General features: G+C 48.6%; 20 protein-coding genes and 1 tRNA gene. 10 read left to right on the top strand and 11 right to left on the bottom strand.

Annotated elements, in window-relative coordinates:
• Positions 1-37: 37 nt before the first annotated feature.
• Positions 38-856, bottom strand: coding sequence for a phosphonate ABC transporter ATP-binding protein (gene phnC / locus BN3003_RS14535; protein WP_058357364.1), 819 nt, complete (start codon positions 854-856; stop codon positions 38-40).
• A 113-nt stretch (positions 857-969) separates the two neighbouring features.
• Here phnC and BN3003_RS18915 point away from each other — a divergent pair, with 113 nt between their 5' ends.
• The 5 genes from BN3003_RS18915 (at position 970) to BN3003_RS14555 (ending at position 7178) form a co-directional block, all read left to right on the top strand.
• On the top strand, positions 970-1164 hold the full coding sequence (locus BN3003_RS18915) for a hypothetical protein (protein WP_147645451.1): 195 nt from the start codon (positions 970-972) through the stop codon (positions 1162-1164).
• A gap of 105 nt (positions 1165-1269) precedes the next feature.
• On the top strand, positions 1270-3612 hold the full coding sequence (gene pgaA / locus BN3003_RS14540) for a poly-beta-1,6 N-acetyl-D-glucosamine export porin PgaA (protein WP_159061466.1): 2343 nt from the start codon (positions 1270-1272) through the stop codon (positions 3610-3612).
• A gap of 11 nt (positions 3613-3623) precedes the next feature.
• Entirely contained in the window at positions 3624-5603 is a 1980-nt protein-coding gene (gene pgaB, locus BN3003_RS14545; protein WP_082625684.1) for a poly-beta-1,6-N-acetyl-D-glucosamine N-deacetylase PgaB, read from the top strand.
• A gap of 1 nt (position 5604) precedes the next feature.
• A complete protein-coding gene (pgaC, locus tag BN3003_RS14550; RefSeq protein ID WP_058357366.1) occupies positions 5605-6852 on the top strand; it encodes a poly-beta-1,6-N-acetyl-D-glucosamine synthase in 1248 nt (415 codons plus the stop codon).
• Entirely contained in the window at positions 6852-7178 is a 327-nt protein-coding gene (locus BN3003_RS14555) for a hypothetical protein (RefSeq protein WP_058357367.1), read from the top strand. The genes pgaC and BN3003_RS14555 overlap by 1 nt, the downstream gene beginning before the upstream one ends.
• A gap of 1 nt (position 7179) precedes the next feature.
• Here the strand turns inward: BN3003_RS14555 and BN3003_RS14560 are convergent, their stop codons facing one another.
• Positions 7180-7539, bottom strand: a complete 360-nt coding sequence (locus tag BN3003_RS14560) for a dihydroneopterin aldolase (protein WP_058357368.1) — start codon at positions 7537-7539, stop codon at positions 7180-7182.
• Positions 7540-7602: 63 nt separating this feature from the next.
• Here BN3003_RS14560 and plsY point away from each other — a divergent pair, with 63 nt between their 5' ends.
• Together plsY and BN3003_RS14570 are read left to right on the top strand one after the other, a co-directional pair.
• The gene (gene plsY / locus BN3003_RS14565) at positions 7603-8208 is read left to right on the top strand and encodes a glycerol-3-phosphate 1-O-acyltransferase PlsY (RefSeq protein ID WP_058358070.1); all 606 of its coding nucleotides are present in this window, start codon (positions 7603-7605) and stop codon (positions 8206-8208) included.
• Positions 8209-8369: 161 nt separating this feature from the next.
• Complete coding sequence (locus BN3003_RS14570; protein WP_058357369.1) at positions 8370-9596, top strand: uracil-xanthine permease family protein; 1227 nt, start codon at positions 8370-8372, stop codon at positions 9594-9596.
• 206 nt (positions 9597-9802) lie between these two features.
• On the opposite strand, the gene BN3003_RS14575 is transcribed toward BN3003_RS14570, so the two are convergent.
• The 5 genes from BN3003_RS14575 to BN3003_RS14595 form a co-directional block, all read right to left on the bottom strand.
• Positions 9803-13387, bottom strand: coding sequence for a pilus assembly protein (locus BN3003_RS14575; RefSeq protein ID WP_058357370.1), 3585 nt, complete (start codon positions 13385-13387; stop codon positions 9803-9805).
• 433 nt (positions 13388-13820) lie between these two features.
• Positions 13821-14267, bottom strand: a complete 447-nt coding sequence (locus tag BN3003_RS14580) for a copper chaperone PCu(A)C (protein WP_058357371.1) — start codon at positions 14265-14267, stop codon at positions 13821-13823.
• A 27-nt stretch (positions 14268-14294) separates the two neighbouring features.
• Positions 14295-14705, bottom strand: a complete 411-nt coding sequence (locus BN3003_RS14585; protein ID WP_058357372.1) for a diacylglycerol kinase — start codon at positions 14703-14705, stop codon at positions 14295-14297.
• The gene (gshB, locus tag BN3003_RS14590; RefSeq protein WP_456154791.1) at positions 14702-15658 is read right to left on the bottom strand and encodes a glutathione synthase; all 957 of its coding nucleotides are present in this window, start codon (positions 15656-15658) and stop codon (positions 14702-14704) included. Before gshB ends, BN3003_RS14585 begins: the two co-directional genes overlap by 4 nt.
• 264 nt (positions 15659-15922) lie before the next feature.
• Positions 15923-16729 (bottom strand): alpha/beta fold hydrolase, encoded by an 807-nt coding sequence (locus BN3003_RS14595; protein ID WP_058357374.1) that lies wholly within the window; start codon positions 16727-16729, stop codon positions 15923-15925.
• A gap of 231 nt (positions 16730-16960) precedes the next feature.
• Here BN3003_RS14595 and BN3003_RS14600 point away from each other — a divergent pair.
• Positions 16961-17044 (top strand) — tRNA-Tyr (locus BN3003_RS14600).
• On the opposite strand, the gene BN3003_RS14605 is transcribed toward BN3003_RS14600, so the two are convergent.
• Both BN3003_RS14605 and BN3003_RS14610 read right to left on the bottom strand, forming a co-directional pair.
• Complete coding sequence (locus BN3003_RS14605) at positions 17045-17548, bottom strand: Sbal_3080 family lipoprotein (RefSeq protein WP_058357375.1); 504 nt, start codon at positions 17546-17548, stop codon at positions 17045-17047.
• A gap of 132 nt (positions 17549-17680) precedes the next feature.
• Positions 17681-18115 carry a PACE efflux transporter gene (locus tag BN3003_RS14610; protein WP_199822601.1) on the bottom strand — a complete coding sequence of 145 codons (435 nt, stop codon included), beginning with the start codon at positions 18113-18115 and terminating at the stop codon, positions 17681-17683.
• Positions 18116-18218: 103 nt separating this feature from the next.
• Here BN3003_RS14610 and BN3003_RS14615 point away from each other — a divergent pair, with 103 nt between their 5' ends.
• Positions 18219-19109, top strand: a complete 891-nt coding sequence (locus tag BN3003_RS14615; protein ID WP_058357376.1) for a LysR family transcriptional regulator — start codon at positions 18219-18221, stop codon at positions 19107-19109.
• Positions 19110-19566: 457 nt separating this feature from the next.
• Here BN3003_RS14615 and gloB read toward each other — a convergent pair whose 3' ends face one another.
• Together gloB and BN3003_RS14625 are read right to left on the bottom strand one after the other, a co-directional pair.
• The gene (gene gloB / locus BN3003_RS14620; protein WP_058357377.1) at positions 19567-20319 is read right to left on the bottom strand and encodes a hydroxyacylglutathione hydrolase; all 753 of its coding nucleotides are present in this window, start codon (positions 20317-20319) and stop codon (positions 19567-19569) included.
• A 12-nt stretch (positions 20320-20331) separates the two neighbouring features.
• Positions 20332-21606 (bottom strand): glycerate kinase type-2 family protein, encoded by a 1275-nt coding sequence (locus tag BN3003_RS14625; protein WP_058357378.1) that lies wholly within the window; start codon positions 21604-21606, stop codon positions 20332-20334.
• Between the two features lie 545 nt (positions 21607-22151).
• Between BN3003_RS14625 and hemF the strand changes: the two genes are divergently transcribed.
• A complete protein-coding gene (hemF, locus tag BN3003_RS14630; protein ID WP_058357379.1) occupies positions 22152-23063 on the top strand; it encodes an oxygen-dependent coproporphyrinogen oxidase in 912 nt (303 codons plus the stop codon).
• Positions 23064-23317 lie beyond the last annotated feature (254 nt).

The following is a 23317-nucleotide window of genomic DNA, read 5'->3' on the forward strand; positions in this document are numbered from 1 at the left end:
TAAGAATGACATCTGTTTAATGCGTAGTTAAAACTGGTTATTGGGTAACGGCTGCCAGCGTCGGATTCAACACTGGTGTCACCGATGTCACCACCGTGTCTTCAGGCCGCAATTCGCTGCCATACAACTGGTTTAAAAAACCATCGCTCAAAGTGCTGGTGGCACCATCAAATTGCACCACGCCTTGCTTCAAAGCCACGGTACGCGGGCAATAGCGGCGGGCATAATCGACTTGGTGCAAGGTGACGATGACGGTTTTGCCATCTTGTTGGTGGATGCTTTGTAAGGTGTTCATCACGCTTTTGGCCGACTCTGGGTCTAGTGACGCAATCGGTTCGTCCGCCAAGATGATGTCGGCTTGCTGCATCAAGATTTTGGCGATGGCCACGCGCTGTTGTTGGCCACCCGACAGTTGTGAGGCGCGTTGGTGCACAAACTCGCTCAAACCCACGCGTGCCAAGCAATCAAATGCCTGTTGCTTTTCTTCTTGGGTGAAATGGCGCAAATAAGCGCGCCACTTGGGGATGCGCCCCAAAGCACCAATCAAGACGTTGTCGAGCACGCTTAAGCGGTTGACCAAATTGAATTGTTGGAAGATGTAGCCTATTTTGCTGCGCTGGGCACGCACTTGGCGGTTTAAACGGCCTTGTTGAAATAAGGGCTCGCCATTGATGTGGATTTCACCGCTTGCGGCCACGTTCAAACCATTGATGTGACGCAGCAGGGTCGATTTTCCTGAACCAGATGGGCCGATTAAAGCGACCATTTGCGCTTGTGGGAAGTCCAAAGCGATGTCGAATAAGACTTGTTTGCGGCCGTAAAATTTGTTTAAACCGCGAATGTGTATTGCCTGCATACTGAGCTGCCTGTGGGTATCGAATACGGCGCAGAATAAGCAAACTTTATGACAGTGCTATGTAAGTTATTTGAAGTTTATATGACAGAATATTGCTCTACAGAAACATTTGAATGAATGTAGCACTGGCCAAACATACAATCCAATTAAAAATGGTATTTTTGAATCAAGACATTAGCAAGACAAACATGCGGCCTGTAAATCTTACTGTGCGCAAGATTAAGCCAACAACAGCTGTACTTGCTCATGATCAACATTTTAAAAAGATTTGTTCAAATCATCTTAAAAACCGCATTACCCAGCTGTAAATCAACAGCTGATTCACATTAAAACGAGATTTTTTAATCCATATCCATACACAGACGGTACAAAGATTGCTTGGCTGTGCCTATGTTTGTATGAATGAAGGCATCATGGTGAAAACCTCTGCATGGGTATTGGTCAACTTGCTGACGCTGTCTGCCTTGGCGCAGGCTGAGGAGCTTGTTGAAGCCGGCAATACCGTCGTCCCGGTGAATCAGCCTGAACAAGTCTCAGCCGAACATGTGGTTGAGCCCATCGTCATCCCTGCGACCACGGTCGCGGGCATGTATGCGCAAGAAAATTACATAGGCATCAGTGACCAAGCCGCACGCAGTGCCATCAAGGCGTTTACCCCACAAGAATGGCAATACATCGCCAAAGCCGCACGCAATATAGGCCAATACGAGCAAGCACAGACGTATTACCAAGCCTTAAGCACGACCAAAACCCGCGCCAGCCAACAAGATGGCCGATTGGGTTTGTGGCTGACAGCGATAGACCAACGTGCGCAAGACAGCGCTCTTACTCAAGGCCATGCCTATCTCAAGCAATTTGGCAACGATGCCTCTGCGCAAGACGCACAACAGTATTACCGCCAAGTGTTTAAACGCGATTTTAACAATGCGTCCGTTGTGTCTGATAATGAGCGCATCAAAGCCGATTACCGCGCTGCCGCCAAGCAAAAACGCTTCGCCAAACAGCGCGAATTGTTACAACAATACCCACAATTGTTTGGTGGCAACGATGCGCTGTGGCTGGATTTGGCCGAGCAACAAGAAATCATCGCCACCACCCAAACCACCACTGCCGACAATACCCAAAACTTAAACACCGCCAATGAGCGTTTGCTGGCCTTGCTCGCCGCCCATCCTGACAATGTGGAATTGCAAAAGTCAGGTCTGGCCTCACAATTGGATGCGGCCGTGCGTTTGAATCGCCCACAAGACGGCATCGCTGCCTACCAGCAATTGCAAACCCTAGAGCCCAATATCGCGGTGGAAACCAAGGCCATGTATGCCGATGCCTTGCTCAGCAACAAACAGCCCAAAGCCGCATTAGCAGTGCTCGCCAGCATCCCAACCGAGCAATTAACGGATGAGATGCACGACAACATCATTTCGGCCTATTCCGACATGGGCTATATGAGCAAAGCCCAAGCCTCGCGGCAAAACTGGAGCATCGCGCCCAAGCGCAACGACTTCACCCACAATTACCGCATCCCCAATGCTTACGCCACCGAGCGCGAATTTTGGGACATCCGTTTAAACGATTGGGATGGCCACCACCGCAAGGCCAATCGCATGGTCAAAGCGCGTTTGGATGTGGCACCGGCGGACACCAATGCGCTGCGTTTAAAAGGCGATTTGCGTCGCTGGCAAGGTTTTCCTGATGATGCGTTGGCAGCTTATGATGAGGCGGCGTATTACATCCACCCCGATGAACGTGTTGGCCTACAAGTGAACCGTGCCACGGTGTTTCTCGACCAAGGCGATTACCGCAGTGCCCATGCCAGCATAGACTTATTGCCCGATTACTCGGCCAGCAAGCAAGATTTGCTCAAGCGTTTGGATTTACAGGCCGCTCCTCAATTGAATGTGCAAAGCAGCTGGTCAGACACCACCTCGCCGCCTCAGCAACAACATGAGTGGAGCATCAACAGCCAATTGTTCAGCGCGCGCAGCCAAGACGGTCACCGCGCTTATGTCGAACATGAAGTCGAAACCTCACCGTATGGCAAAGACACTTTGCGCATGCAACGTGTCGGTGTCGGTGCTGAATTGAATTTCTACCCCACACAAGTCGACATCGCTGCCGGTCATGGCACTGAATTGAATCAAAAACCGTATCTGCATGCGTCGGTGAACCACCAGTTTAACCAATGGTTTAAAGCCGGCTTGGAAGTGCAAAAAAACAGTGAAACCACACCATTGCGCGCCTTGGAAAAAGACGTATATGCCGATGCGGCCATTGCCAATGCCAATTTCCACCTCAGCGCCGATGTTGATGCTGGGCTCGGTGTGTCGGTCAATGATTTGGACGATGGCAATTTGCGCCGCGAAGCCTATGCCTATGTCAGCAGCACGCTGTGGCAGCGCGACCGTTTCAGCCTCAAAAACTACAGCCGCATCGATTGGCAAAAAAACCGCCCTACCGCTTCGGCCGCGTATTACAACCCCGAGCAAGCGCATTCTTTCTCTACCGAATTCACGGCGCAATACCGCCATTTTCTCGATCACGATGTGCAGTTCACGCAGCAATTGACCGCAGGCATAGGCCGCTATTACCAGAAAAATCAAGCCGCCGAAGACACATGGTTGCTGCGCTATGGCCATAACTGGGACATCCATGACGCCTATGGCATCGGCTATTCGGTAGGACGCAAACGCTCTATCTACGATGGCAATCCTGAATACAGCAATTTTATTGGCCTCAATGCCAGCATTAAATTTTAAGTGAGTCTGCCATGACCATAACCATAAAGTCTGTACCCATAGTCCATCGCCTTTGCCACCTACTGCTATTGAGCCTCTTGGTGGTGTGTGCACCGCTGACGTGGGCAAAAAACAACCAATACGGCACTTTGGCCTACCACGATGTGGTCGATGAAAACGGCCCCATGTACCGTCAGGTCAAAAGCGACCCAAAAACCGTTAAAAGCGAGATTCTAAAGACGTATTATCCACAAACCATATCCAAAAAAACGCTGATTTCGCATTTCAATTGGTTGCGCAACAATGGTTACAGCGTGGTCAGTTGGCAAGACATCATCGATTCACAAACAGGTAAAAAGACTTTGCCAGACAAGGCGGTATTGCTGACTTTCGACGATGGTTATGAGAGCTTTTACCGCATCGTCTATCCTTTGCTGCAGGAATACCACTACCCTGCGGTCTTTGCTGTGGTCACGTCCTTAATAGACCAAGCACCGAACAGCATGGTGGTGTTTGGTGACAGCAGCATCGCCCGCAATGCTTTTGTGACTTGGCCACAAATCAAGGAAATGAGTGACAGCGGTTTGGTGGAAATCGCCTCTCACACCCACAATATGCACCGCGCCATCAAGGCCAACCCCGGTGGCAGCCTCTATCCAGCGGTGTTTTCAGCGCAATACCAAAACGGTCAATACGAAAGCCCCAGTAGCTATAACCAACGTTTACAGGCCGACTTTAAGCTTTCAGGTGAACGCATCCAGCAACACACCGGCAAATTCCCTGATATTTTGGTGTGGCCATATGGGCAATTCAACGACCACGCTTGGCAAATCGCCCACCGCTTAGGCTATAACCACCATTTCACCTTGCACGATGAGCGCGTCAATCCCAAATTGACCTCAGATGAGGTTGGGCGCTTTTTGATCGAAGAAGAAACCTATTTGGAAACCCTGTCTGAATATTTGGGTGGGCGTTTGCGCAATAAAAACATTGAGCGTGTGATGCATGTGGACTTGGACTATGTCTACGACAGCGATGCCAAACAAATGGCCAAAAACATCGACACCTTAATCGAACGCGTCTACCAATCGGGCGCCACCACCGTGTATTTGCAGGCTTATGCCGATGAAGATGGCAATGGTGTGGCTGAAAAGCTGTATTTCCCTAACCGCCATTTGCCGGTCAAAAAGGACTTGTTTGGTCAAATCGCGTGGCAATTGATGACGCGCGCCAATGTGAAGGTATTTGCATGGATGCCAGTGATGGCGTTTGACTTGGGGCCCAATGCCGACTACGTCAAAGATGTGCGCACGGGCAAAGCCAATGCCGAGCACTATTTGCGCCTCAATCCATACAACCCCACCAACCAGAAAATCATTGAAGATATTTATGCCGATTTGAGTTTTCACAGCAAATTCAATGGCATTTTATTTCACGACGATGCGTTTTTGACCGATTACGAAGGCCCCATCAGCGGCAAACGCGATGATGCCACTTTGGACCAAGAAGCCGAGGCCAAAAGCCAATACTTGATGCAGTTCACCAAACACTTGGAAAAAACCATTTCCGAATACAGCTACCGCGGCAATGCCAAATTGATGACGGCGCGCAATATTTACGCCCAAGTCATCCTCAATCCCAAAGCCAAACAGTGGTTTGCGCAAGATTACACCACGTTCTTGGCGCATTACGACCGCACCGCCATCATGGCCATGCCGTATATGGAAGCGGAGCACAACATCGATGCCAAAGCCGCACAAGCATGGCTACAACAATTGCTGCAAAAAGCCGATGTTGCCAAAAACAACCCCAAATTGGTATTTGAATTGCAATCACGCAATTGGAAGACCCAACAAGCGATACCCGAAACCGAGCTTAACCAGTGGTTTGATTTGTTGCGCCGCCAAGGGGTGTACCACTTTGGCTATTACCCCGACGATTTGGCCAAACAACAACCAAACATGCCATTAATCAGGCCGCATTTTTCCGCGGCCGCGGCACCCAAAAACTGATATGAACCAATTGATTGATTACCTCGGCCTATTTGTCTTCCTCTACCCCGCCGTCATGGCGGTGTATTGGGGCAGCACCGGTTTGGTGTATTTTCTGAAGCAAGAAAAACTCAGCCGTGGCAGCAAATATGCCGATTATCCCAATTACAAATACCGCACCAACCCACCGTTGGTGAGTTTGCTCGTGCCTTGCTATAACGAGGCCGACAACATCGACGAGTCGTTGCCGTTTCTGCTCAAAAGCAATTATCCCAATTTGGAAATCATTTTGGTCAACGATGGCAGCAAAGACGACACCGCCAAATACATCAAACGCTGGTCGCAAGCGCACAACAATATTTACGCTTACTACCAAAAAAACAGCGGCAAAGCCACGGCACTGAATCAGGTGTTGAAATACGCGCGCGGCAAATACGTGGTGTGCATCGATGGCGATTCGATTTTGGACATGGATGCCATCGATTATTTGGTGCATGCACTGGAACACAACCCTGAATTTGTGGCGGTAACCGGCAATCCCCGCGTGCGCAACCGCTCTACCTTGCTTGGTCGTTTGCAAGTGGCCGAATTCAGTTCCATCATCGGCTTGATCAAACGCTCACAATCGACCTTGGGCTCGATTTTCACCGTCTCGGGCGTGGTGTGTGCGTTTCGGCGCGATGCCTTATTGCAAGTTGGTGGTTGGAGCAAAGACATGATTACCGAAGACATAGACATCAGCTGGAAGCTACAAGTCCAAGGCAATCGCATCGGTTACGAGCCGCGCGCCTTGTGTTGGGTATTGATGCCAGAAACCGTACGCGGCCTGTACAAACAGCGTTTGCGCTGGGCACAAGGCGGCGCCGAAGTGTTCATCAAATACTTCCGCCAAGTCTTCACTTGGAACAACCGCAAGATGTGGCATTTGTACATCGAGTACATTATTTCGGCCTTGTGGGCGTACTCTTTGGCTTTATTGACCATCTTAGCAGGCATCAGCTTGGTACAAGACTATGGCAATTACTACCCGTTTTTGGTCTTGAGCAGCTTTTTCCTGATTGCCATCTTCTGTTTGCAAATGGCGGTGAGCCTGTACATAGACAGCCATTACGAACACCATTTAAAGCGTTATTTCATTTCCAGCATTTGGTATCCGTACATTTATTGGGTGTTGAATGCCTTAACGCTGATTTTGGGCATCCCCAAAGCCATCACGCGTGACAAAGACAAATTGGCGGTGTGGACCAGCCCCGATCGGGGGATACGCTGATGCGCAGCCGCTCAAAACGACGCATCACGCGGCTGCACACCATTAAGCGCCGTTCTTGGGAAGACAAAATGGTCATCAATAAGATTTCCATTTTGCCCACACGCATGAAATTCAAAGAGTTGTTTTTGGTGTTGTGTACGTGGTGTTTGTGGATAGCCACCATTGCGGTGCTGGCCACCGAAGGCGTTGCCATCTTGTATGAGCCGATTAAATTCGGTTGGACGGGCATGGAATTGTTGCAATTGCTCGCCATCATCTTCCTAATCCAAATCCTCATCAGCTGTATTTGGGCATGGTTTATCTTGCCCAAAGAACGCGAAAAATGATTTACAGGCCGCTTGTTTGCGTGCGGGTAATGTGGATGCCCACTTCGCGCACACCTGGCAATATGCCCGGTTTCATCACTTTGATGCTCACTTGCAACACCCCTGCTTGCTGCAATAACACTTGCGCAATGTGCTCGCCGACGCTTTCCAATAGTTGAAACGATTGTGCCGCCATCTCGGTGCGCACTATCTGCGCTATGTCGGCATACGACAGCGTTCGGCTCAAATCATCGTTGCGTTGGCTGTTGGCGGCGATGCCCACTTGCAAATCCAAATACAGGGTTTGGCTGTGTTGGCGCTCCCAGTCGTACACACCCACCAAGGTTTCCACTGCCATGCCATTTAAAAAGATGATATCCATTGTGCCCAGCACTTTCTCCGCGTAAAATTTTCGTTTTGGCATTTTAATGAAAAAGCGATGGGTATAGTAGATATTTTGGTGGTCGTGGTGGCTTATTTGCTGGGTTCACTGTCTTTTGCGGTGATTGTCTCCAAAGCCATGGGCATGGCCGATCCGCGCAGTTACGGCTCTGGCAACCCCGGTGCCACCAATGTGTTGCGCAGTGGTAAAAAGAAAGCCGCAATCTTGACGCTCTTGGGCGATGCCTTAAAAGGCTTGGTGGCGGTGCTGATTGCCAAATGCTTATTAGACGCGGGCAACATCACCGAGGTGACTGTAGCTTGGGTGGCAGTGGCGGTATTGGTCGGCCACATGTGGCCGGTGTTTTTCGGCTTCAAAGGCGGTAAAGGCGTGGCCACGGCGGTGGGCGTGTTGTTTGCCTTGTCTTGGCCAGTGGCTTTGATTTGTACTATCGTCTGGCTCATCATGGCTTTTGGTTTGAAAATCTCGTCTTTGGCCGCTTTGGTCGCCACGGTATTAAGCCCTGTGTTGGCTTGGTATTTCATCGATGAAGCCAGTTGGTGTTGGGCGGTCTTGGTGATTTCCATTTTGGTGTTGTACCGCCACAAAAGCAATATCCAAAACCTGCTGTCAGGCAAAGAAAGCAAAATTGGCGGCTCATCCAAGTAGCCACCTCTCTCAATCTAAGCGGCCTGTAAACCATTCAGGCCGCTTTTTTGTGCAATTGCTAGCTGTATTGCGACTCAAAAGCTGCGATAATTCGCCACGTTAAAATTTCTTAACTCTTTTACGCTACATTGTTTTACATTTTCCATTAAGGACTCGTCGTCATGCATCAGCTCAAATTGGCTGTTTCAGGCGCACAAATATTATTTGTCGCCTTCGGCGCCTTGGTCTTGGTTCCCTTACTCACGGGTTTGAATCCAGCCATGGCTTTACTCGGTGCCGGTGTCGGTACTTTGTTGTTTCAATTGGTTACCAAACAACAAGTACCGGTTTTTTTGGGCTCATCGTTCGCCTTTATCGCTCCCATCATCTATGCCAACCAAACTTGGGGTATGGGCGCGACCATGTTCGGTCTGTTTTGTGCCGGTTTTATGTATTTTGTGTTTGCTTTGATGATTCGTTTTGGCGGCATTGAAGCGGTAAACAAATTGTTGCCACCGGTGGTCATCGGCCCAGTCATCATGGTGATTGGTTTGTCTGTGGCAGTGGTTGCTTGCCAAATGGCCATGGGCCAAGCCGGTGGCCAGCAAGTGATGGATTATCCAAAATCGTTGATTTTGGCCGGCTTCACCTTTTTCGTCACCATGATGGTGACGGTGTTTGCCAAAGGCATGATGCGTTTGGTGCCGATTTTAATCGGCGTGGCCGCAGGTTATGTGTTGGCCTTGATGATGGGTTTGGTCGATACCGCCAAATTGATTAATGCACCCTTGTTTGCCATTCCGCAATTTCACACCCCAGAAATCAATTGGCACGCGGCTTTGTTCATGTTGCCAGTGGCGATTGCCCCTGCGATTGAACACATCGGCGGCATCATGGCCATAGGCAAAGTCACCGGTAAAGACTATACCCAAACCCCAGGTTTGCACAAAACCTTGGCCGGCGACGGCTTGGGTGTGTGTTTCGCTGGTTTGATTGGTGGCCCACCAGTGACCACTTATGGTGAAGTGACTGGTGCGGTGATGATTACCAAAAACGGCAATCCTGTCATCATGACTTGGGCAGCGATTTTTGCCATTTTCATGGCCTTTTTTGGCAAATTCAATGCCTTACTGGGCTCGATTCCGATGCCAGTAATGGGTGGCATCATGATTTTGCTGTTTGGTACGATTGCATCTTTGGGCTTGAAAACCTTGATTGATGCCAAAGTCGACTTGATGAACCCGAAAAATCTGGTCATCGTCAGCACCGTGTTGACCACAGGTGTGGGCGGTATGTTGGTGAAAATCGGCAGCTTCAGCTTTGCCGGTGTCGGTTTGTGCGCAGTATTAGCCATCATCTTGAACCTCATCATTCCCAATCGCGAACACAGTGAGTCAGTCAGTTCGTAAACATCTGGCAGCGTTATTAAAATTACAGGCCGCTATTCTTGATTGAATAGCGGTTTTTTAATGTTTTCAATGCAATTCAACCTTGCATAATAAAAGTTGCCTCATGATGCAGTTTTGCATAGAGTCACATTGGTATTGCAACCAAGCACATACCACAAAAACAAAAAAGCCCCTCCATGAGGGGCTGAGTATGGCTTCATCTTAACTTAGAAAATTTCTCGCCAAGACAGGCGTTTGTAAGCCCTGCTGTCCAGCTTAATGCAACTATTGCCGGTTTCTACTTTCTTGATTTGATTGCCAGAGCTGACCACATACATCCATTCCTTGCCATCAATACAAATGTTATTTTGAGAAAGCTTGATAGTGCCGCAGCCTTGTTCCCCATCACAGATTAATTTGTTACCACCGCCACCAATCGCATCAAATTCACCATTGGTGATATTGCCGTGGATGCTGGTATTCAGCCCAGTAATATTGCTAACGGCCAATCCTGATGCAATGCCAGACATCGAGAATGAAGAATACAAATTGTCACTGCCAATTTGCGTGGCAAAGAAGCTGTTGCCTTTATCATTTGCAGGCGCTTTTCCGGAAACCGCATTAAACCCATTCACAAAACTGTTGCCTGAAGCCGATGTGGATTGGCACACAGCTTTGGTATCCGCCGCTGATTTATTGTAAATCCTACTGGTAAAATACACATTAAAGCCACGGATTACCGCCTGATTAATGACTCTCTCCCCAGTCAAAGCCCCACCTGCGTGCAAATTGATGTACCAGCCCGCATGTTGGGCATCATCAAAAGCATGAGACGATGAGTAACGCAATGTGTCACCATTGACATTCTTAGTGGTTTCAAATTTTTGTTCCAGTAAATTTGCCTTGGTCTTCGCGTTGGTGATGGTGCGCTGATTGTCATTGATGTCATCGTATACCGCAATAAATGACTGTGTGGTTTTGTTATCCAAATCGGCATTAAACACATCTGTTCCTGTCCCAACCATCACCACCAAACGGTTATTGGAAATTCGGTACACCACCGGCTTGGCAATGATGGGTTGACTGGCCGAACCACGGTAGAGCAATTGTGCATTCCATTGATTCGGCGTCCCCCTGAAATCAAAACGGTACAGATTGCCATCCATATCGCCTGCATAAGCCATATCGGTAATGCCATCTAAATTACTGTCGACTGCTAAGGGCGAAGATAAACCTTTTCTACTGGCGCCATTGTCCCAACTGCCCCCAGTATAGGAAATGACTTGCTGCAATTTGCCTATATTAGCAGCATTAAAACCCATGTCATTTGAGCTTAAATCAATGCCACGCGCGACGTCTTGGCCCAAGACATCGTACACATACAACGACGGTTTGTAATTGTTGCGTGGGATGGCACTGCTCTCCATGCCATCTGGTACCAAACTGGCATAAATGACATTGTTGGCGATACTGATTTCTTGCTTACCAGTGACCGCATCCACCACATTATAGACTTTCGCCAATCTGGCAATCGCAGGACCTTCACCCACGAGATAACCCAAATCAGATGAGCCATTTTTCGCATTCCCTACTGTACTATTATTGGTTTCCCATAAAGGCACCTCTTCCATCCATTTGTTTTGATTGTCGTGTTCCAACGCAATGTCATCCCCTGAAGAACGCTTTTGCCCGCCTACGTTGAATGCATACGCACCACGGCTGCCCTGTCCCAAACTGCCCACGGCAAAAATCTGTTGGCCATTTTTTCTGCCTTTATCGGTAATCGCGTATTGCATGCCACCATTAATCAAATACTGGTGCGGGTGATCATTGTCTTTACCGTACGATGGGTTCATGGTTAAGCGGATTTTCTTCAGCAAAGTATCCGATACCCCATCATTTGAGTCGGCTTCAAACGCGCCTGGTAAGTAATTCAATTTTAATTCATACGGAATAAATGAGGCTGCACTGGCATCAGCGCCATTAGCTTGGCTTTTGGCCTTGAAAAAATGGAACATGCCATCGTTGGCTGCAGCAACCATAAACTTTTCACGATTGCCAATTGCAGCGACTTTAGGCCCCATATTGACTATGGAACCACCTAAAATATCGCCCATAAAGCGCTCACTGGCATCTTGCGCATCCTCCAAGCGGTCACGATAACTTAAACCATAAGTGGCACTGCCCAAAGTATTGATGGCGGCATCGGTTTGGCTGCTAGAACGTATCAACCACGGCATATACGTCTTTTTCCAAGCATTGGCTTTTTGACTGGCAATGGGGACAATGTTCAATACAGCATTCAATTGATCAATATTTGGAATCAAACCTGACAAACCCGATTCATTGTCAAAATAAGTCCGGCCTTCTTTGGTGGTCAACAATAAACGACGACCGTTATTGCCCGGCTGTAATGCTGGAACACTGACCGATTGATAAACAGTATTACCGGATGCATCGGTCTTAGGATTGCCATTACTGTCTAAAACCGCCAATCGAATTTGGCTACTCCAGTTGGCCGTGTTTAAAGTGGCATATGTCAACGAAGTGGCGCTGCTAGAAACCGCAGGTGTGGTCGTCGATAAGCCTTTGCTCGAGTCAATGCCAGTGAAAATTTTGTTAAACGCATTTTTTAATTCGGCCTCATTATTGGCCTGAAAATACTCAGCACCATCGCCTTGAGCACCATTGCGCAAATAGGCTTCGATGTCGTTTGAGCCCGAATTTTGCAGACCAAAGTTCACCGTGAATGTGGTAATGCTTTGCTTTCCCTCATTAAATTTCGGGTCATTCCAACTGCCGCCCTCATTGTCCACGCCTGAAGTTTTCAAATCGGTACTGGCAAATTGGCTAGACAGATAGCCCAAGCCGTAAGGCCCACTAAAATTACTGGCCCATTGATTGTAAGTTACGTTGGTACCATTCACATTCGCCGTATTTCTAAAAGTGGCAGGCAAATTAGAGGCATTCATGGAGCCATTCGGTTCACCGTCCGACAAAGCAATGACATAGTTTTTCTGACACCGATATTGTATGGCATTGCCATTAATGTAATTGGCCAGAACGATATTTTTAAAGCGCTCTGTGTACGGAGTACCATCCCCAGGAGCCACGCCGACATTATTGAAGTTAAAGTCTTGCCAACTGGCCAGTGAGGTTGCGGTAGGCGTATAGTTCAGGTTGTATGAACGTGTACCGATAGAAGCCAATACTGCATTGGCAGTGTTATCTCCGACATTGACATCAACCGCTTGGTTTCTAAAATACGTTGGCCCACCCGAAATGAATTGTGTCGTTGGCGAGGTGGCACTTGAATATTGTCTGTATTTGTTAATATTGCTCCAAGAATTATAGTTCAAGTAACTGATGCCCCAACGCATCGAATCTTTGATATTGGGATCAGAAACGATATTGGTAATGACATTTTTGACCATGTCCATACGACTGCGCGGTTGTGACGATCGACACGTATGGGTAGCCGGTAAACTTGATAATTGGGCTGCGGTCAAACCTTCACAAAATTGTCTGCAAATGGAACTGTTTGTAGTTCCGTACAAAGCCGCTTGGGCAATGTAGTCAAAGCGATTGGCACACATATAACTGTAAGAACCGGTGGTTGGGCTTTCTGGTATTGCCCACATACTGCCCGAATTATCAATGACAAATAAGACATTGGGCTTGGCCTTGCTTTCATTGGAATTCAAAACCTGAAACGGAATCGGTGTAAACGTGGTATTGGCCAAGCTGCTGGTCGCTGTAAATACCATCAATACGGACAGTGATGTGATGGAAAGAGTGTAAATTTTGTTCATGACTTTCCTTCGCCATTTATTCAATATGGCATATGGTTTTATTGATTATTGAGCAGGTAAAACTGAAAATTTTGATGCCGATGTATACTTTTTATTTAGAGTATATCTATTGCGAACATTAACTCGACATGACTTAAATCAAGCTCTGGGATTTCAACACTGATTCATCCGACTAACGGCAGTTTTTTGAGTTAATCGTCAGGAAATTCAAAGGCGAATTAGCGGTGATTGGAATACATTGACAGAGAGGAGGGTTAACAAATGAACATAATCAGCATTTGCTGTGGATGGGTTGTACACAATGTGATGCACACTTGATCATTCAAAACATGTCTACAAAAAAACATCCACCGCCCAAGCAGTGGATGTTTTTGATGGTAGCTTAGGCACTTAAGCAGACACTCACCAATCTCAAATGCGCTAATCAACAAGATCAGTGATTCATATGGTGCTCTTGTTCACCCACGCCATTGTTAACGGTGGCGGTGATTTTTTGGGTTTTACCCGATTGGTATTTCAAGGTCACAGGGAAGGTATCGTTTAATTTCAATGGCTTTTTCAGGCCGATGAGCATCACATGGTAGCCGCCCGGTTGCAGGCTCACGCTTTGACCTGCTGGCACATCGACTTTGGCCACTTGGCGCATGCGCATCACGCCTTTGTCATTGATGTGGTTGTGGATTTCCACTTTCTTCGCCACCGGCGATGAAGCACTGACCAAGGCATCGGCTTGTGGACCAGCATTGTGCAATTGCATAAATACCACGCCAGTAGGCACACTCGGGGCGGTAAAACGTGACCATGCTTGTGAGGCATGGATATCGGCCAAAGCACTGGTCGACAGTGCCATTAAAGCCAAGATACTCAAAGACTTCAACATATCATTCAACTTTCAAAATCAAAACATTCAAAACCACATCGCAATATAATCACGCCACAATGCCAGCAACCATAAGGCTGATAACAAGGTCAAAGCCAAGGTTTGCGCCGCCGAAGCAGTGTCTTTGGCACGCTTGGCCAATTCATGACGGGCTAAAGAGGTATGGTCTACTGCAGCCTCGATGGCGGTATTGAACAATTCCACAATCAAGGTCAAAAATGAGGCAGCCAATAACACCATTTTGGTGGTCACACCAAAATCCAAACATAACAGCAACACAATCAGGACGGTATTGAGCCAAATCAATTGCCGAAAACCTTGTTCTTCATAAGCGGCCTGTAAGCCATCTTTGGAATAGCCACAGGCATTGATGATGCGTTTCAGGCCGGTTTTGCCTTTAATCGCTTGGGCGTATTCTTCTGTAGGCTCTGTACTCATACCGCATGTTCCTCAACCGCATCCATAAACAAAGCCGCCACATCCAAACCGGTTTGCTTCATGATTTCTTGGAAACCAGTCGGACTGGTCACATTCACCTCGGTCAAGCAATCGCCGATGATGTCCAAACCCGCCAACACGATGCCGCGGCGCATCAATTCAGGTGCCAATGTTTCAGCGATTTCCACATCACGTGCACTCATGGCTTGCGCCACGCCTTTGCCACCGGCAGCCAAATTGCCACGGGTTTCACCGTTTTGCGGAATGCGTGCCAAGGCATAAGGCAACGGTTTGCCATTGATGACCAACACACGTTTGTCGCCATGCACAATTTCAGGGATGTAGCGCTGCGCCATGATGGTGCGGGTATTGTTGAGCATCAAGGTTTCCAAAATCGAGCCGATGTTGGCGTCGTCAGGACGCAAACGGAAAATACCCATGCCGCCCATGCCATCCAAAGGTTTCACAATGATGTCGCCATGCTCGGCCAAAAATGCCCGCACTTGCACATCGCTGGTGGTGACCAAGGTCGGTGCGGTGAATTGGCTGAAATTCAAAATCGCCAATTTTTCATTGAAGTCGCGCATCGCCTGCCCGCTGTTAAGCACGCTCGCGCCTTGTTCGGCCGCCATGGTCAACAATTGCGTCGCATACAAATACTGCATGTTAAACGGCGGGTCGGTGCGCATGATGACCGCGCCAAAGTCTTTCAAAGCCACGGTAGTAGCGGCCTGTAACTCAAACCAAGCATGGTCATGGTCGTCTTTTGCGCCCAAGAAATTAAACGCGCGCGCCGTGGTTTGCACCAAACCCTGCGCCACATGCAAATCTTGGCTGAAACAATGAAACAATTGGTGGCCGCGCTTGGCGGCTTCACGCATCATCACATAAGTGGTGTCTTTGTATACTTTGAATGTCGCCATGTCATCGGCGATGAATAAAATATTCATTATAAAAGCGTCCTGTAAGAAGCTGGGATTGTAACACCGACACTGAAGCGGCTGCATTAACAAATAGTGAAGCAATGAGTGCTTGCCAGTCTAAACTTACCACGGGCCAAAACCCGCATTTTAAGCAGTCATACTGTTGCAACGTCCTTGCAGATATGGGCATTGCTAAAGCCGTGCTCTGTGTTCAGTGCCAGCGTCACTGTATTACGATGGCTGGATTTGGCACATGCAAGCACAAGTACCATGCCATCGCATTGAATTCTTTAATCACCCGCGCTGATAGCTGGCTCGATCTATCCACGCTTGCAGCAGCGCATTCACAGCGGCGGCATCGTCCATATTGGCATTGTGCCCTGCTCCGTTTATCACATGCAAAGGCACGCGCTCTTGCTGGTGCCAAGTGATGTTATACGCTTTGACCTTGCCCAAGCCATCGTGCTCGCCAACTATGGCTTGTACCGGCATGTTCAATGGCATTTCATTGGCGCTGTTAATGCCCTCAACCAACACACGCATGATGTGGATTAACTCGTCTTTGCTCACGTCTTGAAAACGCTGCACCACGTATGCTTGCGCCGCAGCAGTAGACGCAATTTTGGCCGCCATTTTCGGGATGGCGCGCTCATTGAAACTGAGTTTGGTGAAAAACGGCACAGTCTTCAAAGCCCAAGCATCGAGTTTGCTGCGATAGCGAGGATTGAGTGGTATGGAATCAATCAGGCTCAATGATTTGATGCGCTGCGGCGCCACTTGCGCCCAATACTGCGCCACCATCCCGCCCATGGACTGCCCCACCACATGCACCGCGCCCATGGCCTCATGTTCGACGATGTCTTCAATAAAGCGTGCCATTTGCAACATGCTCACCGGCATAAACGGCCGCGAAGCCCCATGCATGGGCATGTCCCACACCAGCACACGGTAGGTGTCAGCCAAGGCCTGATATTGCGCTGCAAACAGCGCATGGTCCATCACCGCTCCATGCAATAACACCACTGTTTCACGCGCCGCCGCCTGCGCCTGTTGCCAATACACAATGTCACCATAAGCGGTATGCCACACAGATTGCTGCATAAGCGTCTTCCTGTTTCATCTTATGAATATGAAATAATGACACGAAACACATCTGTTGTGGGCTGGCTTTAAACGAATTGACTTAAGCGCCATACAGATCAACATGCGGCCTGTAAGCGCTACAGGCCGCATGGACAATTAAATGCCTCAAAATATCATTTACTTAAAAATAATCTGCTCATGTACTGTTGACGCACACGCGCACTTCCCTTATGATTCGACTTCTCTTACGGAGGGGTTCCCGAGCGGTCAAAGGGGGCAGACTGTAAATCTGTTGCGCGAGCTTCGAAGGTTCGAATCCTTCTCCCTCCACCATTAAGAGTTCTTACTGCTGTTTATTGGCAAAATCTCAGTTTCAAATCCCGGTGTTTCTTTACTCTCTCTTTTATTTCTTTTGATGAAAAGCTGATCAATAACAGGTGTCATTTTGGTTTCTACCGATTGCCATTTCGTCAAAGACAAACCGCCTTTACCTACCAATTTATATTCAGCATTGGCCACCAACTCATGGTCTTGAAATAATTTCAACTCTGCCCAAGACATGTATGGGGTAAAGTCCCAAGAACGCTTGGCTGAATAATGAAGCTTGTATTGACAAGCCCCAGCCTCTTCTTCAGCCATGACCCTAGATGCAATTCCATGGTGTTGCAGACGTTTTTGCAATACAGGGACAAAATCCACCACCAAGACGGCTGGATTTTTGATAATACACACTTGCTCTATGGCATTCGCTTTATTTTCTGCAACAGCATTGACTTGAACACTGGTACAAGCAGAAACAGCAGTTAAACTAATGGCTAACGCAACACTTCTTTTCATGAAATACTCGATAATGTCATCTGGTTAAAAAGAGCACTCAATTTATCACATTAGCATAAAGTATTAAAAGCCTACACTCATGAATGAGTAAGGCTTTCATTGCGTATTACAGAGCTTATTTAAACAGAAAAATTAGTGATTGACCATCGCTGAACGTGGCACACCAAAAAGCTTGTCAAACGTCCATTGGAATCCAAATTGGTAAAACATAAAGAACAGCATCAGGCCAAAATTGGTGGCCAAGGCCGCTTGCCATGAGATGTCTAGCCAATACGCCACCACAGGTATCACCAAAGCGGCAAATCCGGCTTCAAAACCCAAGGCATGAATCACGCGGCGTTTGAGTGTGCGCTCGCGTTGGCTTTGGCGGATTTCCCACGCTTCAAACAGCGTATTGAAAGCAAAATTCCAAAACAAAGCCAAGAAAGACAAAAACACCGACAGGCCGGCTGCATTAGTTAAACTTTTACCAAACAGCATCGCCACCAACGGCGACACCATGATAACAGCGATGGCCTCATAGCTGATGGCTTGAACAATTTTTCGTTTGATGCCTTGCAATACCATGACAAACCTCTTGATAATGAATTATTTTAGGCCGCCATGATAAAAAAATCGGTGTTAACATACAAACGAGTTTTGTTGCTTTCCATTTAGAAAAACTAATGCGATGTTCAAAGACCTGCCCTTAAATGCCTTGCGCGCTTTTGAAGCCACCGCCCGTTTGGGCGAAATCAAACTGGCCGCGGCCGAATTGTATGTGACTCCCGCAGCGGTGTCGCAGCAATTAAAAAAGCTTGAACACAGCTTAAACCTCAATTTGTGGGTGCGCGTGGGCAATAAAATCAGTTTGACCACCGCTGGCGAGCAGCTGTATGCCATTTGCAATCAGTGTTTGCATGAGTTAAAACAAGGTATCGCATCGCTCAGCCCCAATCCCTCTTATTCCAGCGTGAGTTTGCAAGTGCCGGCCTCGTTTGCCAGCATGTGGCTGATACCGCGCTTGGGTGATTTTTACCGCTCTTATCCCGACATTGATGTCAAAATCCTCACCAGCACCGAATGGCAACACATTGCGCCCGATTTCAGCATAGATGTGTACATCCGCTGCCTGTCTGAGCACGAGTATTTCGATGCCGCTTACAGCCACCAGCAATTGTTTAACGAGCATTTTGGTGTGTATGCGGCGCCACATTTTAATTTGCAGCACAAGATTAACTTAATCGCGATGCAATCGCATGAGAGCGTGTACGACAGCATCAATTGGTCGCAATGGTTGCAGCGCTATCCACATGCGAGCTTGCACCAAGCTGATTTGCGCTATTTTGACAGCGAACACGACATGATACAGGCCGCTATTTCAGGCTATGGCTTGGTATTGGCCAGTAATGTGTTGGTATCAAAAAGTCTGGAACAAGGCTTGCTCAAAGCGGTATTCCCAAAGCAAACCCTGCCTTGGCACGAGTTTTATTACGCTGTGTATCGGTTGAGCAAGCAACGCCACCCTGCTGTGGCAACGCTGCTCAGATGGCTACAAGCACAGGCTTTGAAAGACCAATGAGTCAGCCATATTCCTACCATTGCAGACCCATATAGCCACTTACGGAGGTGCTTGTGATGCTGGCTAATTAATGTCAACGCTGTCATTGGTAAACATTGACTGACTTTAAACATGGTTCGCTCAGACTTATTGGAACTCGCTTTAAACAATACTCACATTAAATGCGTTATGTTATTTTTCGCATTAGTAAAATAAAGCCCAACCAATAAACTCACATCAAGCCACATCAAATTCATCAGCACCCATCCCTTACTGGTTCATACTCTTAAAGCGGCCTGTAAATCAGTTTTCCTAGCACCAAACATGTAACACTGACCTCATACTACGGATTGCTGTGCAATTGGGGGTCAAGACAGCTATATGAACGCCGCCCATAAATCAAGATAGGACTTATAAATATTAAAAATGCGGCCTGTAAATATTTACAGGCCGCATCTGCATTGCTTTAAATGAAAAACTAGAACTGATTCTTCAATTCACGCAAAGAAGCGAAAACCTCACTGCTGCTTGCATGCGGCATGTTTTTGGCGGCAATGCTGGCAATGATTTCTGGCGCTTCCAAACGCAAGAATGGGTTTACCGCTTTCTCATGGCTCAGATTGACGGGCAAAGTGGGGATTTTGCTCGCCGCTTCCAAGGCTTTGCTGGCGGCCTCATTGTTCGGTTCCACGCTCAAGGCAAAACGCAAATTGCTGACAGTATACTCGTGCGCAGGATAGAACAAAGTGTCTTTCGGCAAACCAGCAAAGCGCGCCAAGCTTTGCTCCAATTCGGCCATGGTGCCAGAAAACACGCGCCCACAGCCGGCGCTGAACAAGGTGTCGCCGCAGAACACATGCAAGCGGTTTTTGCCTTCGATGCGCAAGATATAGGCCAAATGGTTGTGGGTATGTCCCGGCACAAACCACACGCGCCACACCTGACCCAATAAATTCAACTCTTGCCCTTCTTTTAAGGCATGGTTGACGCAGTCTATGTCGTCGGGACCGTATACCGCCAAATCGGGCTTGGCCGCTTGCAAGGCTGCCACGCCGCCGATGTGGTCATTGTGATGATGGGTCAACACAACAGCGTCCAAATCCAATTGCTTTTGTTCCAAATACGCCAACACTGGCGCGGCATCGCCTGGGTCCACGCACACCGCCGATTCATCGTCGTGTATCAGCCAAATATAATTGTCGTTAAATGCCGGAATGGGCACGATTTTCATGGTAATTACCTCTTATACAATTAACAACGCACGCACATCGTTAATGTTGGTGCGCGTAGGCCCTGTCACCAGCAATTGGTTCAGCGCCTCAAAATAGCCATAGGCCAAGTCTTGCTGCAACATCTGTGCCGCATCCAAGCCAAAATCCTTGCCTTGTTGCCAAGACGCTGGCTCAAACCATGCGCCGGCATTGTCTTCGCTGCCATCAATGCCATCGGTATCTGCCGCCAAGGCATAAATGCCTTCTTGTCCTTGCAAAGCCTCGACCAAAGCCAATAAAAACGCGGTATTGCGGCCGCCTTTGCCGTGTGGGTTTTTCACCGTCACCGTGGTTTCGCCGCCTGAAAGCAGCAAGGCCGGTTTGGCAATCGGCAGGTTTTGCGCCGCGATGTGTTTGGCAATGCCGGCCATCACTTGCGCCACTTCTTTGGATTCACCACTGATTTGGTCGCCCAAATACAGCACGTTCAAGCCTTGTTCCCTCGCCCACGCTTCGGTATGCAGCAAGGCTTGATTGGGGGTCACCACCAAATGCGCCGTGCTATTGGGCAAGGCTTTCGGCGTTTCATCTGCCGCAGTAGCGGCCTGTAAATACGCGGCCACGGCTGTTGGCAAAGCAATGTCGTATTGGTTTATGATGCGCTTCACATCGTCAAACGTGGTGGCATCGGGCACGGTAGGCCCAGAACCGATGACGCTCAAATCGTCGCCAACCACATCGGAAATTGCCAAGGTCAACACTTGCGCCGGTGCCGCCGCTTGCGCCAAACGCCCGCCTTTGATGGCCGACAGGTGTTTGCGCACCGCATTCATGTGCTCAATCGGCGCACCGCTGTGGAGCAAGGCTTTATTCACCGCGCGTTTGTCTTCCAAGGAAATGTCAGCACACGGCAAAGACAACAGCGCCGAAGCACCGCCAGACATCAGCGCAATGACCAAATCATCGGCCTGTAAGCCTTGCACACTGGCCAAAATGCGTTTGGCAGCCGCTTCACCGGCCGCATCGGGCACAGGATGCGAGGCTTCCACCACCTCGATGTATTGGGTTGGGCATGCATGTTCATAGCGCGTAATCACCAAGCCGCTCAATGCCACTTCAGTATAAGGCCACACCCTCTCCAGTTCGGCTGCCATCGCCGCCGCGCCTTTGCCAGCGCCGACCACCACCACCCGCCCCTTGGGCGCTTGTTTTGGCAAGAAATCGCTGAGTTTGCCTTGCGCCGAAGCGGCATCTAAAGTCACTTGAAAACACTGTTGTAATAATTGTAGGGCTTGTTGCGCGTGCACTGCGTATCCTTTGTGGTTTTATCGTTTTATGGTGTTGTGTGTGTTGCCATGCGGCCTGTAAACATTTGCAGACGCTGGCGTCATGCCCAGCCAATGCCACCGCGGCAAACCTGCATCATAACGGGCTTTGCCCGTGCTGACCATGCTCAATCACGGCCTCAATCGCGTCTCACCCATGTTCATGAACAGGCTGGCTGCATTCTCGCTTGCAAACCACACCTATCAAACATGTTAAAACGCCAATACTACCAAGCCTGTCTTAACATTTGCACCACAGCCCTCTCAAAATACGCAACTTAACAACATCACAATAAATCCTGCACGCTCAAACACTAAGCTGCGCCAAGCTCGCCGGTACTGCGCAGACTGTGGGCAAGGTTTGGGCTTATTTGTTTCTTAATGGTAAACTGGCTTGCAGTGACGGCATCATGACAATATTTTAATTATGGCTATTGCTTGATTTATCGCAGCTTTTCAGCGAAATCGATTTTGCTACAATGCCTCGCAGGGACTAAAATGCATCTATCATTTATAAGGACAACAACATGAGCTCATCGGAAAAAGTCATCGCCTTTTTGCGCACATTACAGCAACATATTTGCACCGAATTGGAGCAAGCCGATGGTTCAGCCACCTTCATCGTCGATGAATGGCAATCGACGCTGGGCACAGGCGTGACGCGGGTATTGAAAGACGGCGCGGTGTTTGAACAAGCTGGTGTCAACTTCTCCCATGTCAAAGGCGACACCATGCCCGCTTCCGCCACCGCCCACCGCCCCGAATTGGCTGGTGCCGCATTTGAAGCGATGGGCGTGTCCTTGGTCATCCATCCGAAAAACCCATATGTGCCCACCAGCCATGCCAATGTGCGCTGCTTTTTTGCCTACCCGAAAGACGGCAGCGAGCCTGTGTGGTGGTTTGGTGGCGGCTTCGATTTGACGCCGTTTTACCCCTTTATCGGCGATGTACAGCATTGGCACGAAGTGGCGTCTTTATTGTGCGAACCGTTTGGCGACGATGTGTATGCCGAACACAAACAATGGTGTGACGACTATTTCTTCTTAAAACACCGCAACGAAACCCGCGGTGTCGGCGGTTTGTTCTTTGATGACTTAAACCAATGGGATTTCCATACCTGCTTCAAATACATCCAAGCCGTCGGCTTGGGCTTTACCGATGCCTACATCCCCATCGTGAACAAACGCAAAAACACTGCCTATGGTGAACGCGAACGCCAATTCCAATTGTACCGCCGCGGTCGCTATGTCGAATTCAATTTGGTGTGGGACCGCGGTACCCATTTCGGCCTGCATAGCGGCGGCCGCACCGAATCCATTTTGATGTCCATGCCACCACTGGTGCGCTTTGAATACCAATACCAACCCGAAGCCGGCTCACCCGAAGCCAAATTAAACGATTATCTGCGCCCACGCGATTGGTTGAATGAAAAAGTGTGATGTCAAAATAGAATGTTTAAAGCGGCCTGTAATACATTTACAGGCCGCTTTTTTGATACTTCAGCGTTTATTATTTGGTTACAGCTATGTGGAATTGGAATACTGCAGCATGTGATATTGAACGGCTGATAATCAAAACCACGGCCAGTTATTGGCTTTTGCTTCAGTACACACATGAAACATGCGGCCTGTAACGCTTACAGGCCGCTTATCCATACCGTAACGGTAACTTTCCCTGTATGCAAGCGTGATTC

This window comes from Vitreoscilla massiliensis, from assembly GCF_001457815.1.
Taxonomy (GTDB): Bacteria; Pseudomonadota; Gammaproteobacteria; order Burkholderiales; family Neisseriaceae; genus Vitreoscilla; species Vitreoscilla massiliensis.